Below are 22,035 nucleotides of genomic sequence, written 5' to 3' on the forward strand. Positions count from 1 at the left end.
TTCCTCCACTTTACTAATAATATTATCTAAGCCCCAAAACAAAAAATCGTAAGAAACATCCTACGATAAATAAACTCAACATATATAGAGCAAATTGCATAATGCAATTTGCTCTATATAAAAGATTTCATTAATAAAATTAATTTAAATCTTTACTGTTCTTAATTATTTAACCGTAGTTTTGTTTTAAGTCAGGAGGCTTTCGAACTGACTAAGTATTAATTTTACCTTTATGATTATATCAAATATATAAAATTATTACAAACTATACATTACCATTTTTTCAGATATAAAATAACCCCAAGATTAATTCATATTAGTTCTTTACATTCTGTTACTGCATCGATACGCCATTAAAATTAAACCAAGAAGTGCAATTTATAACATAGCTATTGAAATATGGCTATTCAGCTTCTATTTTTTCATCTTCAAATTCTCCTACTTTAAAATTGTTTCTTTTGTTAATACCAAAAACAAAATATCCAATAGTAACAATACCACAGAATATAGCACCAATCAATAATGACATCTGCGTTTCAGTATTAATCCACATACCAACTAAAACTAAACAAAGATATGCCACTACAATATAGTTTGCATATGGAAAAAATTTTGATTTAAAAGGATGCTCCTCCATTTCTGCTAAGTGTTCTTTTCTAAATTTTATTTGACTGATGCTTAAAACAATCCATGGAATCATACCAGGAAGTACACTTGCACTGTAAATATAAACAAATAATTTAGAATGTGGATAAATATAGTTTAAAGCTACACCAATAAGCAAACAAGCCAAAGTTGTTTTAATAGCATTCACTGGTACACCATCTTTATTTACTTTCCCAAGAAATTTAGGTGCCTGTCCATTTTTCGATAAGGTATAAAGCATACGACCGCAACTGTAAATACCGCTATTGCAACCAGACATTGCAGCTGTCAATACTACGAAATTTACAATTCCAGCAGCAGCAGAAATTCCAATCTTAGCAAACGTAAGAACAAATGGACTTCCAAGCGTGCTTATTTGATTCCATGGATAAATAGTTACAATTACAAATATAGCTCCAACATAAAAAATTAATATACGCCAAATGATGTTTTTTGTCGCCTTTCTTAATGTGTTTTTCGGATCTTCCGCTTCCCCGGCGGTAATACCGACAAGTTCTACTCCCTGATAAGATGCTGTGACCATGCATAATGCGAATAACCAACCTTTTAAGCCGCCGGCAAAGAAACCACCATGTGCCGTAAGATTTTTTAAACCAATAGCTACACCATGATTGCCAATTCCAAAGAAAATCAAACCAAATCCAATTATGAGCATAGCTACAATCGTAACAACCTTAACCAAGGAAAACCAAAATTCAAATTCGCCATATAATTTAACTGAAATCATATTAGCAGAAGCAAGAATAGCCACCCCAATTAAAGCTGGAATCCAAGCTGGTAATTTAGGAAACCAATAATTCATATAAATTCCCATGGCAGTAATTTCTGACATACCAACAGCTATCCACATAAACCAATAACACCATGCTGTCATATAGCCAGCCCACGGAGATATGTACTTTTTTGCATAATTAGCAAAGGAACCTGTGACCGGTTCAAGATAAAGCATTTCTCCCATGATTCTCATAATTATATACATTGCAATACCTGCTACTCCATAAGCCAATAGCACTGATGGTCCAGCCCATTTAATTGTACTAGCCGATCCCATGAACAGGCCGACTCCAATTGTTCCACCTAAAGCAATCAATTCAATATGACGTGCTTTTAGTCCTCTTGTTAACTCTTTTTCCTCCACCTAAAATGTCCCCTTCCAACAATTGCTATAATGTTTCCATGTAAACTATTCTCTTACACCTCTAGTATAATGCTTTAAAAATTAGAATTTCGGTATAAGTATAGGTAATATTTCATTATTAAAACCATTTACTTACAATTTGTTTCTTTTACACAGACACTTGTATGTTGTTTTACAGGTAATATACTATCACAATTTTAGGATTTTTGAATTTTTGATGTAATTTTTTATATTTTCGTAAAATTCTTAATTTACTGCAACCACTTTAAAATATAGTAGTCTATGAATAAGATGAGTTGAGTTCTATCAAAGAGATAAAATTAATTCAAAAATAAGTGTACTACAGGATATTAATTATCCTCTAATACACTTATTTTTCCTTTTTTAACTTTTAGAGCTTAAACGCAGCATCAAAAGCAGTTCTTACAGAAGATTCAATTCTTCCGACGGCTGCTGCATCGCCTATAACTCTTACATTTTCAAAATTTGCCTTGCAAGCTTCTACTAGCTCATTATTTGACCTTACTCCTAAAGATAAAACTACATAATCTACTGCATAGTCAATAATCTTATTTTCTGCTGTATTTTCTAATTTAATTCCTGTATCAGTTACTGCTAACAGCTTATTAGATGGCATATAATTAATTTTAAACTTACTTAACTTATCCATTGCATCTAGGTAGTGCTGCACATAAATGCCTTTACCTATAGCATCTTGCATTTCAATAATAGAAACATCATTTTTATTTTCACATAAAAACTCTGCTGTTTCAAGTCCAGATGCTCCTGAACCAATTAATGCAACTTTTTTGCCTTTAATTATGATTTTTCCTGTAAGTGCATCATCTATAGTGCATACATTTGGTCTACTAACACCTTCAATAACCTTTGGAACTATTGGACTTCCTCCTGTAGCTATGAATACTGCATAAGGCTTCATTGTTTTTAAATATTCTAGGTTAACCTTTGTATTTAACTTAATTTCAACTCCTAGCTTTCCTAGCTGAGTTTTTTCATATTCTACAATCCAATCAATTTTTTCCTTTCTCGGAGGCTTGTCTGCAATGTTAATTTGTCCACCAATTTTATTTGTCTTTTCTAAAACCACTGGCTTAAAACCTCTAATTGCAAGTACTCTTGCAGCTTCAAGTCCAGCTACACCCGCTCCCACAACAGCTACCACTCTTCCAGCTCCATTTTTATTAAATTCCTTATACTGAAGTTCGTGAGCAGCCCTTGGATTTACTGCACATTTAATTGGTCCAAGATCGGGGATAACTTGACTTAGTAAGGTTTCAAAACAGAAGGTACAAGAAATACAACGATTTATGTCCTCATCTCTTCCCTCGAAGGCTTTTTTAGGCCACTCTGGATCTGCTACCATTGCTCTTCCAAGACCTACAAAATCAACTAAATTGTCCTCAATCATTTTTTCTGCAAACCAAGGCTCTTTAATCATATTAACTGCAATTATAGGAATGCTTACGGCTTCTTTTACCGCTTTAATTAAAGGTGTTCTCACTCCTTGAGGATAAGTCATAGGTTCTGACAAAGAGTTAAAGGTTTCGTATATTCCATTAGATACATTTATAACATCTACGCCTATTTTTTCAAGCTCTTTGCATACTTTAATGCCTGCCTCTAAATCCAAATATTCTTCTTTTACTCCATTTAACTTTAAAAGCTCATCTACCGTTAAACGAACGCTTATTGGATAGTCTTGTCCGCAGGCTTCTTTTATTCCTAAAACTATTTCCTTTACAAAATTAAAACGCTTTTCAAAGCTTCCGCCATATTTATCTGTTCTCTTGTTAGTATATGGACTTAAAAATTGTGAAATCATATATCCATGAGCTCCATGAAGTTCAACTCCATCTGCTCCTGCTGCCTTTGCACGTTTAGCACCATTAATGAAATCTCGAATTAAAGCCTCTACTTCACTTGTTTCAAGGGCACGAGTTTCCTCTCTGCAAACACCACATGGTATTGCGCTTGGAGCAACCACTGGCTTGTTACCATTTAAATTTGAGTAAGTTTCCCTACCAGGATGGTGCAATTGTATAAAAAACTTTGTTCCTTCTTTATGCAAAACATCTACTAATTTTTTAAGTGGCGCTATATGTTCATCCCTTGCAACAGAAACTTGACGTTTAGCAGCCACACCATGCTTGTCATTTACACGAGTGTTTTCAGCAATTATTAAGCCCGCACCACCTTTTGCACGTTCTAAATAATACTCTATCATATCTTCACCAATCGTTTGATCAGGGTTTGCCGCTCCCACTGCTAATGCTGCCATAACAATTCGATTTTTAAGTTGTAATTTTCCTATTTTACCACTTTCAAATAATTTAGCATACATAAATATCCACCTCCAAGTTTGATTGTTATAATTTTAACATTGTCTTATATCAAAAACCATAGTATAATAAAACAATAAATATTCGTAATTTTGTTCTATGAGCACAATAACGTTTGGAGATGTTTCTTATGATTACCCTAACAAATATATTAGCTTCAATTTCCAATTTTCTTCCACATTTATTAAAATGCAGAAGCTCAGATAATTTTATAAATATTAAATTTTTAACTGATGGACAAACTTCTTTTTGTGAAGATACTCTATATCTAGGATATAATTCTATAATAAAAAAAATTAATAACATTCCCGAGAAGACCACACTATTCCTCATAAAATCTCAGAATATTGACTATTCTAAAATTTTATCTAAAGAAATTACTCTTTGTGAATTTCCTAAAAATACAGATATTTTTTCTCTATTTAATTCTATAAATGATATGCTAAGCAAAAAATCCGAACTTCCAAGTGGTTCTTCACTGCTTTTTAAAGCTTTAATAGAAAGCAATAATTTAAATCAAATTGTAAACCTTTCTGCAAAACTCATTAATAATCCTTTGATTGTAATCGATTCTAGTTACAATGTCTTAGCCTATTCAAAATCAATTCCAGTTGAGGACTATCAGTGGAAGCAAAATATTGCAAGAGGATATTTAACCTACGAGTATATTGCAGCTCTAAATAATCTCGAAGGCATAAAAAATGAACCTGAAACTAACGAACCTTTTATAACGCTTTGTGTTATGAGCCCCATACCAAGAAAATTTAGCAGACTTATACTAAACGGATTATTTCTTGGATATTATATTGCAATTGAATCAAACAGTAAATTTGACGAAACAGAAGCTTCAATGTATTTACTTATAAGCAATGTGATTGCAAAAGAGGTAAGTGTTGAAAGAAATATAACTATGCACAATAAAAACCAAACCTATGAAGGCTTAATGGTCGATATTTTAGATTCTAATTTCATTAACAGGACTACTTTTTATGAAGGTATAAGGGGCAGTGTATTTGATGTTAATATACCATTTAAGGCTATAACGGTAGACTTATCAACTTATAAAAATTTCAACTCACTAAATGAACTTTTTAAAAAATCTATTAAAGAATCCTTACCCGATGCATGGTCAGTTTATTATAAAAAACATATTGTAATTTTAATGGATGGACGAGCAACTAACAAAAAAAATAACCTAGAACAATTCGAAAAATTTCTTCTAAATAATAATTTACGTTCTGGAATAAGCGATTTGTTTACGGACTTATACTTGCTTCCAAAATACTACCACCAAGCTATTAGTGCTCTCCATTTTTCATCTATTTTAAATGATGATGATACCATTGTTTTATATGATAACTATAAATTTTACGACTTAATTGAAAACTTTGATGACAACAATAAACTTCTTGATTACTGCTGTTTAGCCGTGAAAGAAATTAAACATTATGATATAGAACATAATACAAATTATTTTGAAACCTTATTTCAATACTTAGCCTGTAATAAAAGCTTAGCCAAAACTTCAAAAGTACTGTTTATACACAAAAATACTGTAACTTATCGTATTACAAAAATCAAAGAACTATTTAATCTTGATTTTAATGACTTTTATCACAATTTTGAACTGTATTATTCATGCTTGATTATAAACTATAATGATATAAGATAATATAAATAAGCAATTTGAATTACATTGTTTATTATGTTAAAATTGTTAAATATAAGCAACTAATTTATATAAGGATGATAGGTAAATTATGAAAATTGATACACTAAATCTATTTTTTAAAGATGCATTAAAAAACATTAAAAGAAATACTACTATTAGTATCATAAGTATCTCTACAATGATGATAACCTTATTTACTTTGGGATTATTTTTATTATTATTATTAAATGTTAAGGTTAGTATTTCTCAAATTAATATTGTGAAGAAAGCAACGGAAGTTAACATTAATCAAAATATTTCTGAAGAGCTTTATCAAATTGCAAAAGCAGTTGGACAAGTAGGTTTACCACTCTTTCTCATATTTGCAGCTGTTACAATTCTTTTAATCAGTAACACAATAAAACTTGCTGCTTATTCAAGACGTGAAGAAATTGGCATAATGAAATATATTGGGGCTACAGATTGGTTTATTAGATGGCCTTTTATTTTTGATGGCATGATTATTGGTTTTTTAGGTTCACTTGGATCAATAATAGCAATTTATTTTCTATACAGCTTTGCATATAAAAAAGCAACTCCATATCCGGGATCATTGTTCATAAGTTTAATAAAACCATCTTTTGTACTTACAACTATGTCCTGGATTTTTATACTTATAGGAACAATTATAAGTGCCCTAATAAGTATGTGGAGTATACGAAAATTCCTAGCTGTGTGATTTTTTCTTATTTGATTACAGCTTAGCATATAGATAAACCAGTTCAACTACCAAAATCAATTTGCATCATAATGCAAAGAAGACGGCATTTTGATACAAATTAATTTTGAAGTTTCAAGTGGTTTATCTTTACATAATTTATTATTATAATGCAACCCAAGATGCTACATATTTATATTTATCATTTGTTTTATTGTTTAAAACTTTAAATTCACCTTTTAATCCTTTTTCTTTCGCACACAAGTAAAAATGGCACATACAAATTCCTATATCAATTTTACTTATTTCTGACTTTCCTTCTGAGTATATGTGATAGTTATTGCCTTCCTTCAATATTCTCCAAGGTTGTTTATTCATAGCTGATGGAGCAATACGAACCATTTCTAAAACTTCACTATAGTCTTTAGCTTCTTCATAGGTCAATGGACTATCAAATTTCTCATTAAAAAATACTTCACCGAAATCTTTTCTCTTAGATGAGCTTCCTGCAAATACCTTTGCAATAATAGATTTCTTTTCTTCCTCAATACCTACTGGTGCTACTATTGGCAATTTCTCAGCTTCACTTAATTGTACAGCCTTTGAAAAATTGCTTTTATTAAAAGTGCCGCCTAACCAAACTGTTCCTAAACCTAAAGATGTACAGTACAAAATTACTTTTTCAAATAAAAACCCCAAATCCTCAAGAGCATAATCACTTTCTTTATAAGCTACTGCTAAATAATAATTAGCACCTTTTATTACTCCATAAGTACCTAGTTTTACTTCTTTTTCTTCGGCGTGCTTTTGAACTAATTCTACTCTAACACTTCCACCAAAAATTCCTTCTGAATTATTAATTTCATTTAGGTAATTATGAAGCTTTTCTAGTATTTCCTTTGATAATTCTATATTCTTATAGCTTCTTACAGAATGTCTTCCTTTAATTATTTCACTAATTGGTTTATTAAATACATTACTCATTTTTTTACCCCTTAAATAACTATTTAAATTCTACATTTTCCATCAGAACAATTTGCTCCTTTAGATGCTTCGTTGTCTTTATTTTCAGATTCAACTTCTATTAATTTTGATGAAAGCTCTTCTTTTTTTACCTTTTGAAGTGCTTCTAAAAATACTTCAGATGGTTGTGCACCAGATACAGCATATTTATTATCAAATACAAAATAAGGAACTCCACTAACTTTAAGTTTTAAAGCTTTTTCTTCATCTTTTCTTACTTCTTCCCCGTACTCATTGAATTCTAAAATCTTTAAAGCTTCATTACTATCAAGTCCTACTTCAAAAGCAAGCTTAGCCAATATTTCATAATTTGATATATCTAAAGACTCTACAAAATATGCTTTTAAAATTCTCTCTTCTAATTCATTTGCTCTTCCCTTAGTTTTTGCATATTGCAATAATCTATGTGCATCAAAAGTATTTGTTGGTATTAAACCATCAAAATTATAGTTAAGACCAACAGCTTTTGCTTGTAAAACTATTTGATCATTTAATGACTTTGCTTCTTCTACTGGTATATCATATTTTTTTGCAATAATTTCATTTATATTTTCATCATATTTCTTTTTAGCATCTTTATCAAGTTCAAAACTTCTAAAAACTAATTCTACTTCCTCTTTATATTCAAAATTTTTTACCGCTTCTTCTAATCTTCTTTTCCCTATATAGCAAAATGGACATACAAAATCAGACCATACTTCTATTTTCATCTTTCATTCCTCCTTGTATAGATAAACAACTTGAAACATTGAAATTATAAATACCAAATGTATCCTTATGCTAATGTTTTCAATTCACAGTTCACAATGCACAATGATTGATGATTTTTCTCCGTTAACACTACGAAAAGTCTTATAATTTATTATTTTTAAGATTTTCTGCTTCGGCAGAAAATCATCCTTCATTGTGAATTGTGCATCGTGAATTGTGAATTTTACTAATGCTAACAGGATAAACTTGGCATCCGCAATCTCTAGTTTGCAAGTAGTTTCACTATATATATTTCTTTTATATTTACATACTCATGCTTGCTATTAATACGATAAATGCTAATATAGCCAAGCCTCCTTGCTTAAATAAAATTTTTTTATTAGCTGTAATAGAACCAAATATAGCGGCTATAATTACGCAGGCTAAGAAAAAAATTCTTAATGGAACTATCATAAATTCAGGTGCAAAAAAACTCCAAATTAATCCCGCTGCTAAAAAGCCATTATACAAGCCTTGATTAGCAAACATAACCCTCACTTCTTCTTTACAAAGCAGCTCTTTTTTTATGTTAAATGTTCTTTTTGCAACTGCTGATTGTATAAAAAACATTTCAAGTAGCATTATAAAAATGTGTTCTGCTGCTACTGCAAAAACTAAAATATTCAAAATTAAACTTATCATTTTAAAATACCTCTCAAACTATAACTTTTTATTTGAATAAATAAATTGCAAACCCATATTTCATTTTGTGTAATTAAATTTTACACAATTTAAATTCTATTGTCAATATACATCTATAAAATAATAAATAAATTTCAAAAATGAGGCTATCTCAATAGCTTATTTAATACGTAACTTACAATTATTACGAATTAAAATTTGTGTATAAAATAATTTTTGTGTGACAGCCCTATTTTTTATGATGCATAACTCTTCTATACACAGGAAATTATAAGAATATCCAAATACTTTCTTAAGGTTTGCTCAAAGTTAAAATTTTATTCAATAATAATATTTTTCAAAATTTAATTTTGCTCTATTGATTTTGATTCTCAATAGTGTTACTATAGATATATAAAATATTAACGTAAATAAAGTGAGGTATAATTATGAATAATACAATAGAAATTATAAAAAACCATAGATCAATAAGACAATACTTGGATAAAGATATTCCAGATGAAATTGTCGACGAAATTGTAAAGGCAGCTCAAGCTATGCCAAATTCAATTAATGGCCAGCAAACTAGCGTCATTGTTATTAAAGATAAGAAAACAAAAGAAAAGCTTTCAGAACTTGTAGGAGACCAAAAGTATGTAGCCGAGGTTCCTGTATTTTTAGTCTTTGTTATGGATTTTTATAGACCTTACCTTGCTGGTGAAAAAACTGGCTTAAAGGAAGTAATTCATGAAAATATTGAAGGTATTGAAGCTGGTTCAGTAGATGTTGGAATTGCTTTAGGTGCTTCAATAATTGCTGCTGAATCTTTTGGGCTTGGAATTGTGCCTATTGGAGGCATTAGAAAAAATCCTGAAGAAGTCATAGAACTTTTAGGATTACCTAAATACACTTTCCCAATGGTAGGATTAGTAGTAGGTTACCCAAAAGACCACTCTCATAAGAAACCAAGAGTTCCTTTTGAAAGCTTTAAACATAATGAAAAATATGATGCAGCTGCAGTTGAAAAATCAATTGATATTTATGATAATCAAATTAGTGAATACTTAAAAGACATTGGACGTTTGGAAGTAGAAAAAGATTGGAGCACTTTTACTTCAAGAATATATCAATCGGTTTATTATCCTAATGTAGAACCAGCTATGGAAAAACAGGGCTTTAAGCGCAAGTAATTTCTTTTCACATAATTTTTTTAACTTACACTAGAATTACTTTGTGTATAAAATAAAAAAATACGAACCTTTTTTCAGAGTAGAGAGTAAAGAGTAGAGTGAATGATGATTTTCTTCCGCTTTGCTACAGAAAATCTTAAAACTTATTTTTTGATTGCTTACGCAATCGTAGCATTAATTCTATTCAGCGAAGCTGACAACAGTTAAGTTTAAGATTTACCTAACGCAAGGAAAGGTAAATCATCCTTCACTGTACGCTGTACTCCGTCATCTGTACTCTAAATACTTTATAACATCCTTTCAAACTTCAAATATCTTCTTCCTTGAAAAGTCAATCTCCCCCTATCCTGTTCTGCTATCATAGCATATTCATTACTTTTAACTTTAAATTCCATTCTATCTCCGCTCTCAATTTCAAAGGTTAAAAAATATGAAGTATTTGAATTTACATTGGACATGTTATTCTCATCAAATTGCGTATGTGATGATACATTTTCTCTTCTAGCCACAACTTTAGCATTAACAGTTAACCTTGGCTGTGAATTATTGTAGTTCCAAGTTATAATTCCTTTCATTATACTAATGATTAAAACAATAAAAATTAGTGCAATAATACCAATAAAGAAAAATTGATAAACATCAAAGCCCCCCATAGGATTGTCAAATGGCAGCATAGCTTTTCCCCCTTTAAATTCTTAATAATATAATTAATTATACTATGTCTTAACACCTTATACTAGAAATTAATAGTAAAAATGGCCCTTTATTTTCATGTAGCTTAACGCAAAAACTCCTCGGTTTTATTGCATAAAAAAAACTGCAGTTATAATACTGCAGTCTTTTTACCATTAGTCTAAATCTTCTCCTTGAGTTTCAATTACTTTTTTGTACCAATAGAAGCTGTCCTTCCTGCTCCTTTCCAAAGTTCCATTTCCTAAATCATCACGATCTACATAAACAAAACCATAACGTTTTTTCATTTCTCCAGTTCCAGCAGAAACCAAATCAATGCAGCCCCACATTGTATAACCCATTAAATCCACGCCATCAATATTAATAGCATCTCTCATGGATTTAATATTTTTACGCAAATATTCAATACGATATGTGTCATGTACACTTCCATCTTCCTCTTTTTTATCATCCCAGCCAATACCATTTTCTACAATCCACAATGGCTTATGATAGCGATCATATAAAGTATTCAATGCAATTCTTAAACATGCTGGATCGATTGTCCATCCCCAAGCATTTGTTTCTAAATATGGATTTTTTATTCCCATCATAAGATTTCCGCCAGACTTATCAACATCGTCATGTGTTGTAAATGTACCAGAACCATAGCAAGAAAAGCTTAAAAAGTCAGCTGAATACTTTTCAAGAAGTTCAAAATCTTCAGGTTCAGTATCTAATACAACACCCTCCCTTTCATATTTCTTAAGCCTATATGCTGGATAATGCCCCCCTGTCTGTACATCAGCATAAAACAAGGTTCCTTGAGATCTTTCCATAACATCTAATTGATCTAGAGGATCACAAGTATACGCATAAATTGGTTGATATGCAAGCATTTGTCCAACTTTAATTTCATCACTAATTTCATGAGCTGCTTTTACTGCCTTTGCGCTAGCTACAAATTGATTATGGGCAGCTTGTGCTTTATTTTGAGGTGTTGGATCAGTAACTCCACCTGCAACAAATGGACAAAATTCCATACAATTAATTTCATTAAAAGTAAGCCAGTATTTCACTTTTCCTTTATAATGCTCAAAAACTGTTTTTGCATAATTTTCAAAGAAACCTATGCATTTTCTGTTTGTCCAGCCGCCATATTTAATTGCTAAATTAATTGGTGTTTCATAATGTGATAAAGTAACCAATGGCTCTATGCCATATTTTGCACATTCATCAAAAACTCCATCATAAAATTTCAAACCTTCTTTATTAGGCTCAGCATCATCACCATTTGGGAAAATACGTGCCCAGTTCATGCTTAAACGGAAAGTTTTAAAGCCCATTTCGCCCATATACGCAATATCTTCTTTATAATGATGATAAAAATCAGTTGCCGTATGACTTGGATAATATTCACCATCGATAACCGCAGGAATACAATCTTCCTCAAATCTCACATTTGGTGACATGCCAACCATAGAACCTGTCTCACCAGTTTTTACATTTTTATAAGTCACTTGACGTGGAACGGTATGAGACCCAGCAGTCATTACATCAGATGTATTTATACCCTTTCCACCTTCTTGCCATGCACCTTCATATTGATTTGCAGCTGTTGCACCGCCCCATAAAAATTCTTTAGGAAATCCTTTCATTTATTCACCCTCCAATTCTAATTTTTGACCATTTATTTCTACAACCCTTTTGTACCAATAAAAACTATCTTTCTTTAATCTCTTTAGTATCTCCTTCATAGGATAATTTGTAATTCCGTAAATCATATAACCAATCATAAATTCTTTACATATGAAAAATATAACTATATTATTTAATATTCCAAAATGATGTTACTTCTCATTATTCTTGTTCTGCAGCTAAAGCAGCAGCTTCCTTTGCAATTAATTGTTTTTCATAAATCTTAAAGAATGGATACCAAACAATTGCAGAAGGAATTATCATTAAATAGTCCCAAATTGCATTTTGCCATCTTAATGTGCCTAAATATGACCCAAAGCCCATTGGTAATAGTGCCATAATAGTAATCCATGCAGGTTGTAAGAAGCCAACTTTATATCCTATCAATGTTATAAGCATAACAAGTGGTATATTTAAAATATAAGGGATACAAAGAATAGGATTGTACATAATTGGCATACCAAATGTCATTGGTTCATTAATTCCAAACCATCCTGGAACAGCAGAAATTTTTGCAACGGCACTAATTTGCTTAGATTTAGAACGCAATCCAAATAATGCAAGGGGTAGAGTATTACCTGTACCACCACAAATACATATTGCTGACCATAATACAACTGGATAGAAAACTAATGGCTTTCCTGCTGCATGTAATTGTCCATTTGTAACCGCTGCTTGTATCATTAGAGGTATAAGAATTGTACCAACAACCATAGAACCATGAATACCAAAGCACCATAATAGTGCAGCAAAAATGCCAAGGATAAACATACCTGGAACTGATGTTAATGCACCTAGTGGGTATCCTAATACTTTCATAAATCCAGAACATACATTATAAGCTCCACCTGTAGCTGATGATACAACTGATGAAATAACTAAAAAGAAAATTGCACTAAATAATAACGGTAAAATTGCTGAGAAACCATCCTGCAAGAAAGGTGGAACAACATCTGGCATTTTAATACGAATATCCTTATCTGCACAAAATTTTTCAATGTGTACAGATATAAATACAACAAGAAATCCAATAAACATACCTTGAGCTCCAAGATAAGTCATATCAATACTTGTAACACCTGTTTTACTAGTTATTAATGCACCAGCAACTAATAAGAAGCACACTAAAGCATCAATAGCATTCATAATTGGAGATTTCATCTTTAAATTTTTTGCATAATTATATGCAAAGAATGCAACTACCCACAAGGATAAAGTGTTCATTGTAAATTGGTAAGGTAAGTATATGATTGAATATATTTTACTCGTTGAAGAAAACAAATTAAACATTTTTTCGTCGCAAACTGAACAAATAATTTGTGATATAGCGCCAACCATTATAATACCCATTAATGACATCATAGACGCTTGCAATGCAGCCAAAAATTTGTTTCTACCCAAAGATTGTCCAAATTCCTGAAGCTTTATCATAAATTTGCTTTCAAATATTTTTTCCATTGTATATTATCCCCCTCATTTTAATTATTTTTTTTCATCATATAGTTTCTTTGCCAATTTCATAATATTAGGACAATTTGCAATAGCATAATCAAAAGATTGAATTGCTGAACAAGGTAATCCTGTATTTTCCTTTATCTCCTTTAAACGATATGATACTTGAGGTCCTACCATAACAATGTCATATTTCTGATATACATCCTGATATTCAGATAATCCTACCGCTTTAATCTCAAGTTCTTCTCCAACTTCTTTCCAGTAAGCCTCCATCTTCTTCATTAAAATACTTGTTGACATTCCACCCGCACATACTAATAAAATTTTCATATTCTCGTCCCCCTTAATTTATTTATTTTTATAAAGTAAAATAATTTCTTGAATAAGTTCGTAAGCAAGCATGCTTGTCATTAAATGATCCTGTGAATGAACAAGTAATACATTAATATCTTGCTTGTCCCCATTAGCTTCTTTAACTAGTAAATCTGTTTGTGCTTTATGAGCAATACCTGCTGACGCTTTAGATTTTGCTAAAAGCTCATCTGCCGCTTCAAAATTTCCTACTTTAGCTTCCTCTAGTGCTTGAAATGCAAAAGAACGTGCATCTCCTGAATTTGCAATAATTGTCATTGATATCATATCATTTTCATCATCCATTTGTCGTTCCTCCTTTTTTTTAATTAATGTGTTATCTTTGGATTGATTTCATTTTAGTGTATAAAAAGATATTTGTCAAAACGTTTTCAATGGCTAAAAAAGAGGCTTTTATACACTTTGTGTCTAGTATATTTTTTTTAACACACTTATTTTTTGTACATATGCGCATTTTTTTGTTATTTTTAATCTAGTGTATAATTTTTTATATTCATTTTTATTTAGTGTTTAATGATGTTATTTAAAAGTATACTTTTTTTGCTTTTATACTTTTATGATTTTTATCCCACAATAGATGCTATTCTGTATGGTATAATGTACCTATGAAGCTAACAAGAATATTAAAAATAACCGAAAAAGAATTTTACGATTTGCTTGAAAACGATCTCTTATCTAATATTTATCAATGCACAGGTAAGGAACTAAGCGTAAATGATATTAAGAAAGGATTGAAATATGCAAAACAGGATAAAGACGCTCTTACTCGTACTGATATATCCATATTAGATTATGAAAGAGGTGCAGTTTACAAGTCAGAAATCAAATCAATTGCTGACACAATTACAATTTCCTTTGAAACTGAAGTAGTAGATACTGGCTTAAAGATTGTGTTTAATCAATGTTTTGAAAGTTTTAAAAGTGAAAAGCATAACAAATTGATGAGACTATTTAGTGAAGCCGTTTACTATGGAAGAATGACAGATACTCTATATGATATGGAAAAGAAAATACTGAAAAACAGAGTAGAGAGTAAAGAGTAGAGAGTAGAGTGAAGGTGGATTTGCCTTCCTTACGTCAGGCAAATCTTAAAACTTAACATTTTCAGCTGCTCTCTGCACCATAAATGGTGCAATTGAGCAAACATTAAGTTTAAGATTTTTCTACGCTCGCGTAGAAAAATCATCCTTCACTCTACTCTCTACTCTTTACTCTGCCTTTTTAGATTTTCTTTACAATCATGATAATCGTCACAATTTCATTATCATCTATTATAATCTTGAAAGTCTTTTCTAAAACTTTTAGTATTTTAACAATAGCGTTATAATCATCTTCAAATAATGAAATAATCTTATTTTTATCAGCATTACTACCTACCGATTTGCCTTCTAATAATCTTTCAACTAAGCAGGCTAAATGCATAAACAATCCAACTCTTTGGTCTTCAGTTAGTGAATAGTACATACTAAACTTATCAATAATGTCTGGCAATACAGTTTTTAGTTTAGATATTGATACATATTTAAATTGTTCCTCCAAATATTGATATACATCATTATAATCAAACAAAGATGCATTTAAAGGCTCAAACATTAATATACGATCTAAATCCTCTTTAGGTCTTTCAAAAATCTTTTTAATAGATATAAATGGAATACCAAGCAACTTAGGATCATAGGTTCCAACAAAGCTATGAATATGATACGTTTTTTTAAGTTCCAAAATTTCCTTTAAAAGCTCATCACGTTTAGATATTGATAAAGCTATTGTCTTCATTCCTAGCTTTGAATAATTATCTATGTAGAGCTTTAATTGCATTGCCCCACCTTCTCCTGTATGGCATAGCGTAATAATAACACTATTGTGTTTTTCTTCATTTTTCTGCATATTATTAATTTCTAAATTAGCCATATGGTACACATAATCAATGTCATTCTCCATTGCACATTTTCTTGCAACATCAATTCCAACTAGAGTAACAGGAATATTAATGTATCTAATTTTGATGTCAATTTCTTCTGCAATAGTTTCAAGAATTGTTTTTATAGAACCCATATCATATATAGCAATAATGCCTTGTCCACAATCAATCTTTTCAATCAAGGCTTTAATTTCCCCCATAGCTTGCTTTACTCCAATATCCAAAGCCAAGTCATAGCTATATGCATTATTACACTGAGTTAAACTATTAGTAACATCCCTCAAAGAGGAAGCAGTTTGGCTGCCATGCATAATATAAAGTAAAACAGGATGTCCATCATCATCTTTTTCATCCGCTTCAATCAAAAACATAGAAATAAGTACAATCTCATGGATAGGTAAATCCAAATTCATTTTTTCTTTTAAAATTTCTGCAAATTCTACACTGGCAGCATATTCTTGCGGATAATCTTCAATAATTTTTACAATTTGGTCATCATCTACCCGTTGATGATTAAAATTTAAGGTTAGTAATGAGTTTATATGTAAGCAGAGACCATAAAATACATTTGATTTTAAATGTATTCCAAGTTCCTTTTTAACATTATTAAAAAAATGAGTAACGATATCTATGATTCTTTCATCTACAATTTTGGAAAGCTGTTCCAAATTATTTGAGTTATCAAATCCGTTGTAATAACGATACTTCTTAAACAAATTGCGAATATGCGTATTCATAACGTTTGCAATGCCACTGTCATTAATTCCAAGGTTTGATAGTTCATCATACTGCTTTTTTATTTCAGAATACATATCAGCCGAGGTGTTAGAATCATAATATCCTTCATTAGTAATATTTTTATCGTAAATAATAACTTCTCTATTTCCTGTAAGTGAATCAATTTCAGAAGCAAAACTTTTTAGTTTTAGCAGTGCGTTTTTAATTTGTCCTTTAAAATCATTAACGCATACACAAATATTCTGCTCCGGCTCATTAACTACCCTAACATAAGCATTTGCACATGCTGCTTTAATATCAAGTTTTAGACCCTTTACATTATATACAAAGTCTGATAATAGCAATGCTTTAATCGATTCCATAGTAACCTCTATGGAGCGATCTGAATTAGCTGCTTCAACTTTAAAAAAATGATTAATAAATTCAAAGCGTTCCTTCATAGAACGTTCTTTCAATTCTGGAAGTTCTATAGTAACTGGGATCAAACGGTTAATCTGTAAATTGCTTTGTGGAGAACATGCTAATACCAAAAATAAATCGTTGCAATCTAAAACTTTAGATTTATCTTCCGAATAAATCCTCCCTGTATCCAGAAAATTAAAAAGAAGACTTTGCTGCTTAGCATCTAACAAATCAACATTATCGATAAAAAGCATTCCCCCCTGTGCTTTTGCAAAACAGCTGTTGCTTAAATCATCTTCAGTTCCAAATAATTCATCACTTAATACAGAAACATTTTTAGAATAATGCCTACAATCAATTTTTACATAAGAAGCATCTTTTGATAAAACGCCCATTTCTTTAGCAAATTCAAACATTAAAGATGCAAAATAAGTTGTCCCGCAGCCCGTCTTTGAAGAAAGTAAAACATTTAAACTAGAATGCGGGTATAAAATTGCTGCCTTTGCTAATTGAATTGCATTTCTTAAGCTGCCATTATAACCAATCAATTCAGTAAAGCATGATTCTTCTGCGCTTGGATTATTTTGCTGTGGAAGCTTGTAATAAACCGGCCTTGTTGTTGTCTTGACAAGTTTTCCTTCCTTTACTAGATCATTTAATAAAGCACTTACATTAGAACGATGCAAGCCTAAAGTTTCTGCAATCGTTTTCGTTTCTAACCCATTTTTATTTTCATCTTTACTATAAATCTCCTGTTGTATGAATTCATATACAGTTTCCTTTACAGTTTTCACTTTATTACTCTCCTCATATATGGATGGGGCTGTAGCTCAAAATTTTTTGTGCACAAATTTTAAATATTGCAAACCATTATTCAGAGTACTGAGTACAGAGTACAGTGAAGGATGATTTTAGCTCCATCTTTAATTAGTTTTATAGTACATTCCCTTTGAATTTTCATTAGCAATTCTCTTATTTTCATTGTTATTGTATCCTTGTATAAAGATATCATACTTTTATTATAAATTTAAAGTGATTGTTTTACAACAACAAAGTATTCAACTTATAATAAACCACTTATAAACTATATAAAAAGGGGTGGCGCACTAAGCTTATTTAATACGTAACTTTAAATTATTGCGAAGCATTAAACCAAAGTACAAAGTATAAAGTACAGTGAAGGATGATTTTCTTCCGCTTTGCTACAGAAAATCTTATAACTTATTTTTTATTGCTTACGCAATCGCGTCATTACTGTTGTTAGCTTCGCTAACAACAGTTAAGTTTAAGATTTACCTGACGCAAGGAAAGGTAAATCATCCTTCTTTCGGATTGGCCCCCCAGAATGGGAATAATTTATTCAAATACTCGCTAATTCTTAGAATTTCATTTTTTTGATATGGTACTGATTTTCAGTACCATATCAATATTATAATCTTACAACTAAATTCTCTTTAAAATTAGAATTTTTTAGATTGTAAAAACCATCAGGTGTTTTATAACCTATTGCTGAATGTATGCGTTTAGTATTATACCCATTAACATAGTTCATAATGGTTTCCTCAGCCTCTTTAAAGTTTTTAAATAGTTTTCCTGCAAGACACTCATCTTGAAGATATCTATGATATGATTCTATGTGAGCGTTGTAATTAGGACTTTTAGCTGGTATTCGCTCATGTGTTATTTTTTCACTAATGCACAGTTTTTCAAAATCATGTGCAATAAATTGAGATCCGTTGTCAGTGCGGATTATTAAGCTTTCTGATTTTCCTTTGATTTTGCGCGAATATAAGGCTTTTAACACTGCTTCTTTAGCACTTTCTGAGTTAGGTGATAAAGATAATACACATGAAATAATACTTCTGTCAAAGATGTCTATTATAGATGCCAAGTAGGCTACTTGTCGTGTCTCGGCTATATAAATGTACTTCGTATCCATTTCCCACAAAGTATTTGAAGTTTTAATTTCATGGTTTTTACATATACGCTTATAATGTTGTATATGCTTTCTTTGTGCCCTTAAAACACCCATTAGAGCCATCAGTCTATACACTTTCTTTTTGTTTATTTTTAGATTATATGTTTCCCTTAATACTGCTGTGACTTTCTTATATCCATAAAACTTTCCATATTGATCATTCAGAATGTCCTTAATGTATTTTTGAATATGAATGTCATAGACTTTTTTACAAAGTTCGTTATTGATATAACTAAATCCAGGTATGACTCCGTCATTCCTTTTAATTGGTTTGAATGGTTGGTCTATCAGGCTTCGCCAACGATAATATGTTGATGATTTTAATCCAATAATATTAAGCAACATTAAAGTTGGAGCTCCTGTAGAAATCCAGTCATTTGCAAAGATAAATGGATCAAAAAGATTCAAATCTTTTTTTTTAACATATCTTTTAATACAGCAATTTCTAGTTCTAGTTCCCTTTTTTCTTTCGTAAGCAATGCACATTGCTTTTTGTAATCAGGTATTGGACCATCAAGTTTTTTAGGCTTTTTTTGCATTAATGTTTGCCCATACTTGCGATAGCAAGACTTCCACCTAGAAAGTAGTCCAGGATTAATATTATATTTAGCTGCCACCAACGAATTGCTACCATATTGGAGAGCCTCTTCTACCATGTTCACTCTTTCTTCTTCTGTATATTTTCTTGTAAAATTCATAAAGACCTCCTCTTAAAGCTCTAAATTAATTCTAAATTATCTGAGTGAATTATTCCAGCTTTATGAGGGGGCCTATGAGCTTTGTACTTTGTACTCTGTACTTTGTACTTTGATTTAGTTGGTTCGCAATGTTTAAATTTGTGTACAAAATAATTTTGTGCGACCCCCCTATATTTTTATAAAAATTTATGGACTATCAGAGAGTATCGGCTTCTTTATCCCTTTACTGCACCAGTTGTTAAGCTCTTGTGAACCTGACTGCTCATTAAAAGATAAATAATAATTGTAGGTAATGTTGCAACCACCAAGGCTGCACCTATAGGACCCCAATCCGTAGAATATTTTCCAGCCATGGATTGAATTCCTACTGTCAAGGTCTTGCACGAATCCTTACTAATGAACACCGTTGCAAACATTAATTCATTCCAGGCCTGTAAAAATGTGAATATAGAAATTGTTGCAATTGCTGGTCTTAAAATAGGCATAATTATACTAAAAAATATTCTATAAATACTGCAACCATCAATGCAGGCAGCCTCTTCAATTTCTCTAGGAATAGCTCTCATAAAACTTGTAAGAATAAGAACAGCCATGGGGATGGCAAATGCAACATAGGGTAAAATTAATGCCCAGTAAGTATCTAATAAATTAACCTTACGCAATATTAAAAATACTGGTAGTAATGCCGCATGAATAGGTATCATTAACCCCGCCATAAACAAGAAAAGCACTGTGCCCCTAAACTTCCACTTCATTCTAACTAATGCATAAGAAGCCATTAATGAAACTGCTACAGTTAAAACTATAGTGACTCCAGTAACTATTATACTGTTAGCAAAATATACTCCAACCTTTGCATTTACTAATGCCTTTTGATAATTACTCCACAAAAATTTACCAGGCAAACCAATTAAATTACCACCAAATATTTCATCATTATCCTTAAAAGAAAAAGTTACTAACCAATATAACGGAAATATTTGTATAATAGCCCACACAATAAGAAAAACATATAATAACTTATTTACAATTTTCCCTCCAAAACTTTTCGAATTATTATTAATACTCATTTTCCATGCTCCTCTATCTACTTATTCTAAGTCATCAGTTCTGAAAAACTTCTGTATGATTCCTGTAAATATAAGACACTCTAGTATTATAAAAATTGCTATAGCACTTCCATATCCGTACATACTTCTTACAAATATATTGTTAACAAGCAAAGTACTTGGCACTTCACTAGCATGGTTAGGTCCACCATTAGTCAATACATATACAAGATCAAAAACCTTTAAGGCACCTATGACTGAGAAAATTATACATACTTTAAGCATAGGTTTTATTAATGGTATAGTAATTTTAAAAGCCATTTTGGGTCCCGACGCTCCATCTATCCTTGCCGCTTCATATATATCCTTAGGAATAGATTTTATAGCTGCATACATTAATAGCATATGGTAACCTACGTATTGCCACAGTGTAGGTACAAAAGATGCCCCAAGTGCTGTAGATGGTTCCGCTAGCCACGCTTTTGCCATACTTCCAAGTCCTATTGCTTTTAATAAGCTGTTTAGCAAACCATAATCTGGATGATAAATCTTCATCCACAGTTGTCCAATAACAACTGTGGATATTATTACAGGTATAAAATAAACATTTAAAAAGAACTTCTCTCCCTTAACTCCATTAGCAAGCACCAGTGCTAAAAATAAACTAATAGGTAATTGAATAAATACTGATGCTAAAACAAAATATAAGGAATTCTTAACAGCTAAAACAAATCCTTCTGAAGTATTAGTAAATAAGTCTTTGTAATTCTGTAAACCCACAAAAGTTTTCTTACTCAAACCATCCCAATTAAGTGTGCTATAGTAGCCTGACATGAATATAGGCAAAAATACAATTACAATTAAAAAAATCAATGCAGGGAACAGGAAAAATATTATTGCTTTTTTATCAGAAAGAACCTTATCCATTATGAGCC

At 31.1% G+C, this 22,035-nt stretch carries 20 protein-coding genes; 4 read left to right on the top strand and 16 right to left on the bottom strand.

Annotation, left to right across the window (positions count from 1 at the left end; all coding sequences use genetic code 11):
• Window positions 1-403 precede the first annotated feature (403 nt).
• Both CUEA01_RS15175 and CUEA01_RS15180 read right to left on the bottom strand, forming a co-directional pair.
• Window positions 404-1,804 carry an amino acid permease gene (locus CUEA01_RS15175; RefSeq protein WP_234122530.1) on the bottom strand — a complete coding sequence of 467 codons (1,401 nt, stop codon included), beginning with the start codon at window positions 1,802-1,804 and terminating at the stop codon, window positions 404-406.
• Between the two features lie 391 nt (window positions 1,805-2,195).
• Window positions 2,196-4,166 (bottom strand): oxidoreductase, encoded by a 1,971-nt coding sequence (locus CUEA01_RS15180; RefSeq protein WP_234122531.1) that lies wholly within the window; start codon window positions 4,164-4,166, stop codon window positions 2,196-2,198.
• A 128-nt stretch (window positions 4,167-4,294) separates the two neighbouring features.
• Between CUEA01_RS15180 and CUEA01_RS15185 the strand changes: the two genes are divergently transcribed.
• Both CUEA01_RS15185 and CUEA01_RS15190 read left to right on the top strand, forming a co-directional pair.
• A complete protein-coding gene (locus tag CUEA01_RS15185) occupies window positions 4,295-5,836 on the top strand; it encodes a PucR family transcriptional regulator (protein ID WP_234122532.1) in 1,542 nt (513 codons plus the stop codon).
• An 88-nt stretch (window positions 5,837-5,924) separates the two neighbouring features.
• A complete protein-coding gene (locus CUEA01_RS15190) occupies window positions 5,925-6,554 on the top strand; it encodes an FtsX-like permease family protein (protein ID WP_234122533.1) in 630 nt (209 codons plus the stop codon).
• Between the two features lie 144 nt (window positions 6,555-6,698).
• Here the strand turns inward: CUEA01_RS15190 and CUEA01_RS15195 are convergent, their stop codons facing one another.
• From CUEA01_RS15195 to CUEA01_RS15205, 3 genes are all read right to left on the bottom strand, one after another.
• Window positions 6,699-7,517 carry a nitroreductase family protein gene (locus CUEA01_RS15195; RefSeq protein WP_234122534.1) on the bottom strand — a complete coding sequence of 273 codons (819 nt, stop codon included), beginning with the start codon at window positions 7,515-7,517 and terminating at the stop codon, window positions 6,699-6,701.
• Window positions 7,518-7,540: 23 nt separating this feature from the next.
• On the bottom strand, window positions 7,541-8,266 hold the full coding sequence (locus CUEA01_RS15200; protein WP_234122535.1) for a DsbA family oxidoreductase: 726 nt from the start codon (window positions 8,264-8,266) through the stop codon (window positions 7,541-7,543).
• Window positions 8,267-8,570: 304 nt separating this feature from the next.
• Window positions 8,571-8,948 (bottom strand): DUF1304 domain-containing protein, encoded by a 378-nt coding sequence (locus CUEA01_RS15205; RefSeq protein ID WP_234122536.1) that lies wholly within the window; start codon window positions 8,946-8,948, stop codon window positions 8,571-8,573.
• 428 nt (window positions 8,949-9,376) lie between these two features.
• Here CUEA01_RS15205 and CUEA01_RS15210 point away from each other — a divergent pair, with 428 nt between their 5' ends.
• Window positions 9,377-10,117 carry an NADPH-dependent oxidoreductase gene (locus tag CUEA01_RS15210; protein WP_234122537.1) on the top strand — a complete coding sequence of 247 codons (741 nt, stop codon included), beginning with the start codon at window positions 9,377-9,379 and terminating at the stop codon, window positions 10,115-10,117.
• A 287-nt stretch (window positions 10,118-10,404) separates the two neighbouring features.
• Here CUEA01_RS15210 and CUEA01_RS15215 read toward each other — a convergent pair whose 3' ends face one another.
• From CUEA01_RS15215 to CUEA01_RS15240, 6 genes are all read right to left on the bottom strand, one after another.
• Complete coding sequence (locus CUEA01_RS15215) at window positions 10,405-10,791, bottom strand: DUF2500 domain-containing protein (RefSeq protein ID WP_234122538.1); 387 nt, start codon at window positions 10,789-10,791, stop codon at window positions 10,405-10,407.
• A 174-nt stretch (window positions 10,792-10,965) separates the two neighbouring features.
• Entirely contained in the window at window positions 10,966-12,447 is a 1,482-nt protein-coding gene (locus CUEA01_RS15220) for a family 1 glycosylhydrolase (protein ID WP_234122539.1), read from the bottom strand.
• On the bottom strand, window positions 12,448-12,585 hold the full coding sequence (locus CUEA01_RS15225; RefSeq protein WP_234122540.1) for a hypothetical protein: 138 nt from the start codon (window positions 12,583-12,585) through the stop codon (window positions 12,448-12,450).
• Between the two features lie 64 nt (window positions 12,586-12,649).
• Window positions 12,650-13,945, bottom strand: a complete 1,296-nt coding sequence (locus CUEA01_RS15230; protein WP_234122541.1) for a PTS sugar transporter subunit IIC — start codon at window positions 13,943-13,945, stop codon at window positions 12,650-12,652.
• A gap of 24 nt (window positions 13,946-13,969) precedes the next feature.
• Entirely contained in the window at window positions 13,970-14,272 is a 303-nt protein-coding gene (locus CUEA01_RS15235; protein WP_234122542.1) for a PTS sugar transporter subunit IIB, read from the bottom strand.
• A gap of 18 nt (window positions 14,273-14,290) precedes the next feature.
• The gene (locus tag CUEA01_RS15240) at window positions 14,291-14,599 is read right to left on the bottom strand and encodes a PTS lactose/cellobiose transporter subunit IIA (RefSeq protein WP_234122543.1); all 309 of its coding nucleotides are present in this window, start codon (window positions 14,597-14,599) and stop codon (window positions 14,291-14,293) included.
• Window positions 14,600-14,919: 320 nt separating this feature from the next.
• Here CUEA01_RS15240 and CUEA01_RS15245 point away from each other — a divergent pair, with 320 nt between their 5' ends.
• Complete coding sequence (locus tag CUEA01_RS15245; RefSeq protein ID WP_234122544.1) at window positions 14,920-15,357, top strand: DUF3284 domain-containing protein; 438 nt, start codon at window positions 14,920-14,922, stop codon at window positions 15,355-15,357.
• Between the two features lie 178 nt (window positions 15,358-15,535).
• Here the strand turns inward: CUEA01_RS15245 and CUEA01_RS15250 are convergent, their stop codons facing one another.
• From CUEA01_RS15250 to CUEA01_RS15270, 5 genes are all read right to left on the bottom strand, one after another.
• Entirely contained in the window at window positions 15,536-18,169 is a 2,634-nt protein-coding gene (locus tag CUEA01_RS15250; RefSeq protein ID WP_234122545.1) for a PRD domain-containing protein, read from the bottom strand.
• Window positions 18,170-18,804: 635 nt separating this feature from the next.
• Window positions 18,805-19,761, bottom strand: coding sequence for an IS3 family transposase (locus tag CUEA01_RS15255; protein ID WP_234117968.1), 957 nt, complete (start codon window positions 19,759-19,761; stop codon window positions 18,805-18,807).
• Complete coding sequence (locus tag CUEA01_RS15260) at window positions 19,758-20,051, bottom strand: transposase (protein ID WP_234120546.1); 294 nt, start codon at window positions 20,049-20,051, stop codon at window positions 19,758-19,760. The genes CUEA01_RS15255 and CUEA01_RS15260 overlap by 4 nt, the downstream gene beginning before the upstream one ends.
• A gap of 215 nt (window positions 20,052-20,266) precedes the next feature.
• The gene (locus CUEA01_RS15265; protein WP_234122546.1) at window positions 20,267-21,121 is read right to left on the bottom strand and encodes a carbohydrate ABC transporter permease; all 855 of its coding nucleotides are present in this window, start codon (window positions 21,119-21,121) and stop codon (window positions 20,267-20,269) included.
• A gap of 21 nt (window positions 21,122-21,142) precedes the next feature.
• Entirely contained in the window at window positions 21,143-22,027 is an 885-nt protein-coding gene (locus CUEA01_RS15270) for a carbohydrate ABC transporter permease (protein WP_234122547.1), read from the bottom strand.
• Between the last annotated feature and the right edge of the window lie 8 nt (window positions 22,028-22,035).

Source organism: Clostridium hydrogenum (genome assembly GCF_021432385.1).
GTDB classification, from domain to species: Bacteria; Bacillota; Clostridia; order Clostridiales; family Clostridiaceae; genus Clostridium_S; species Clostridium_S hydrogenum.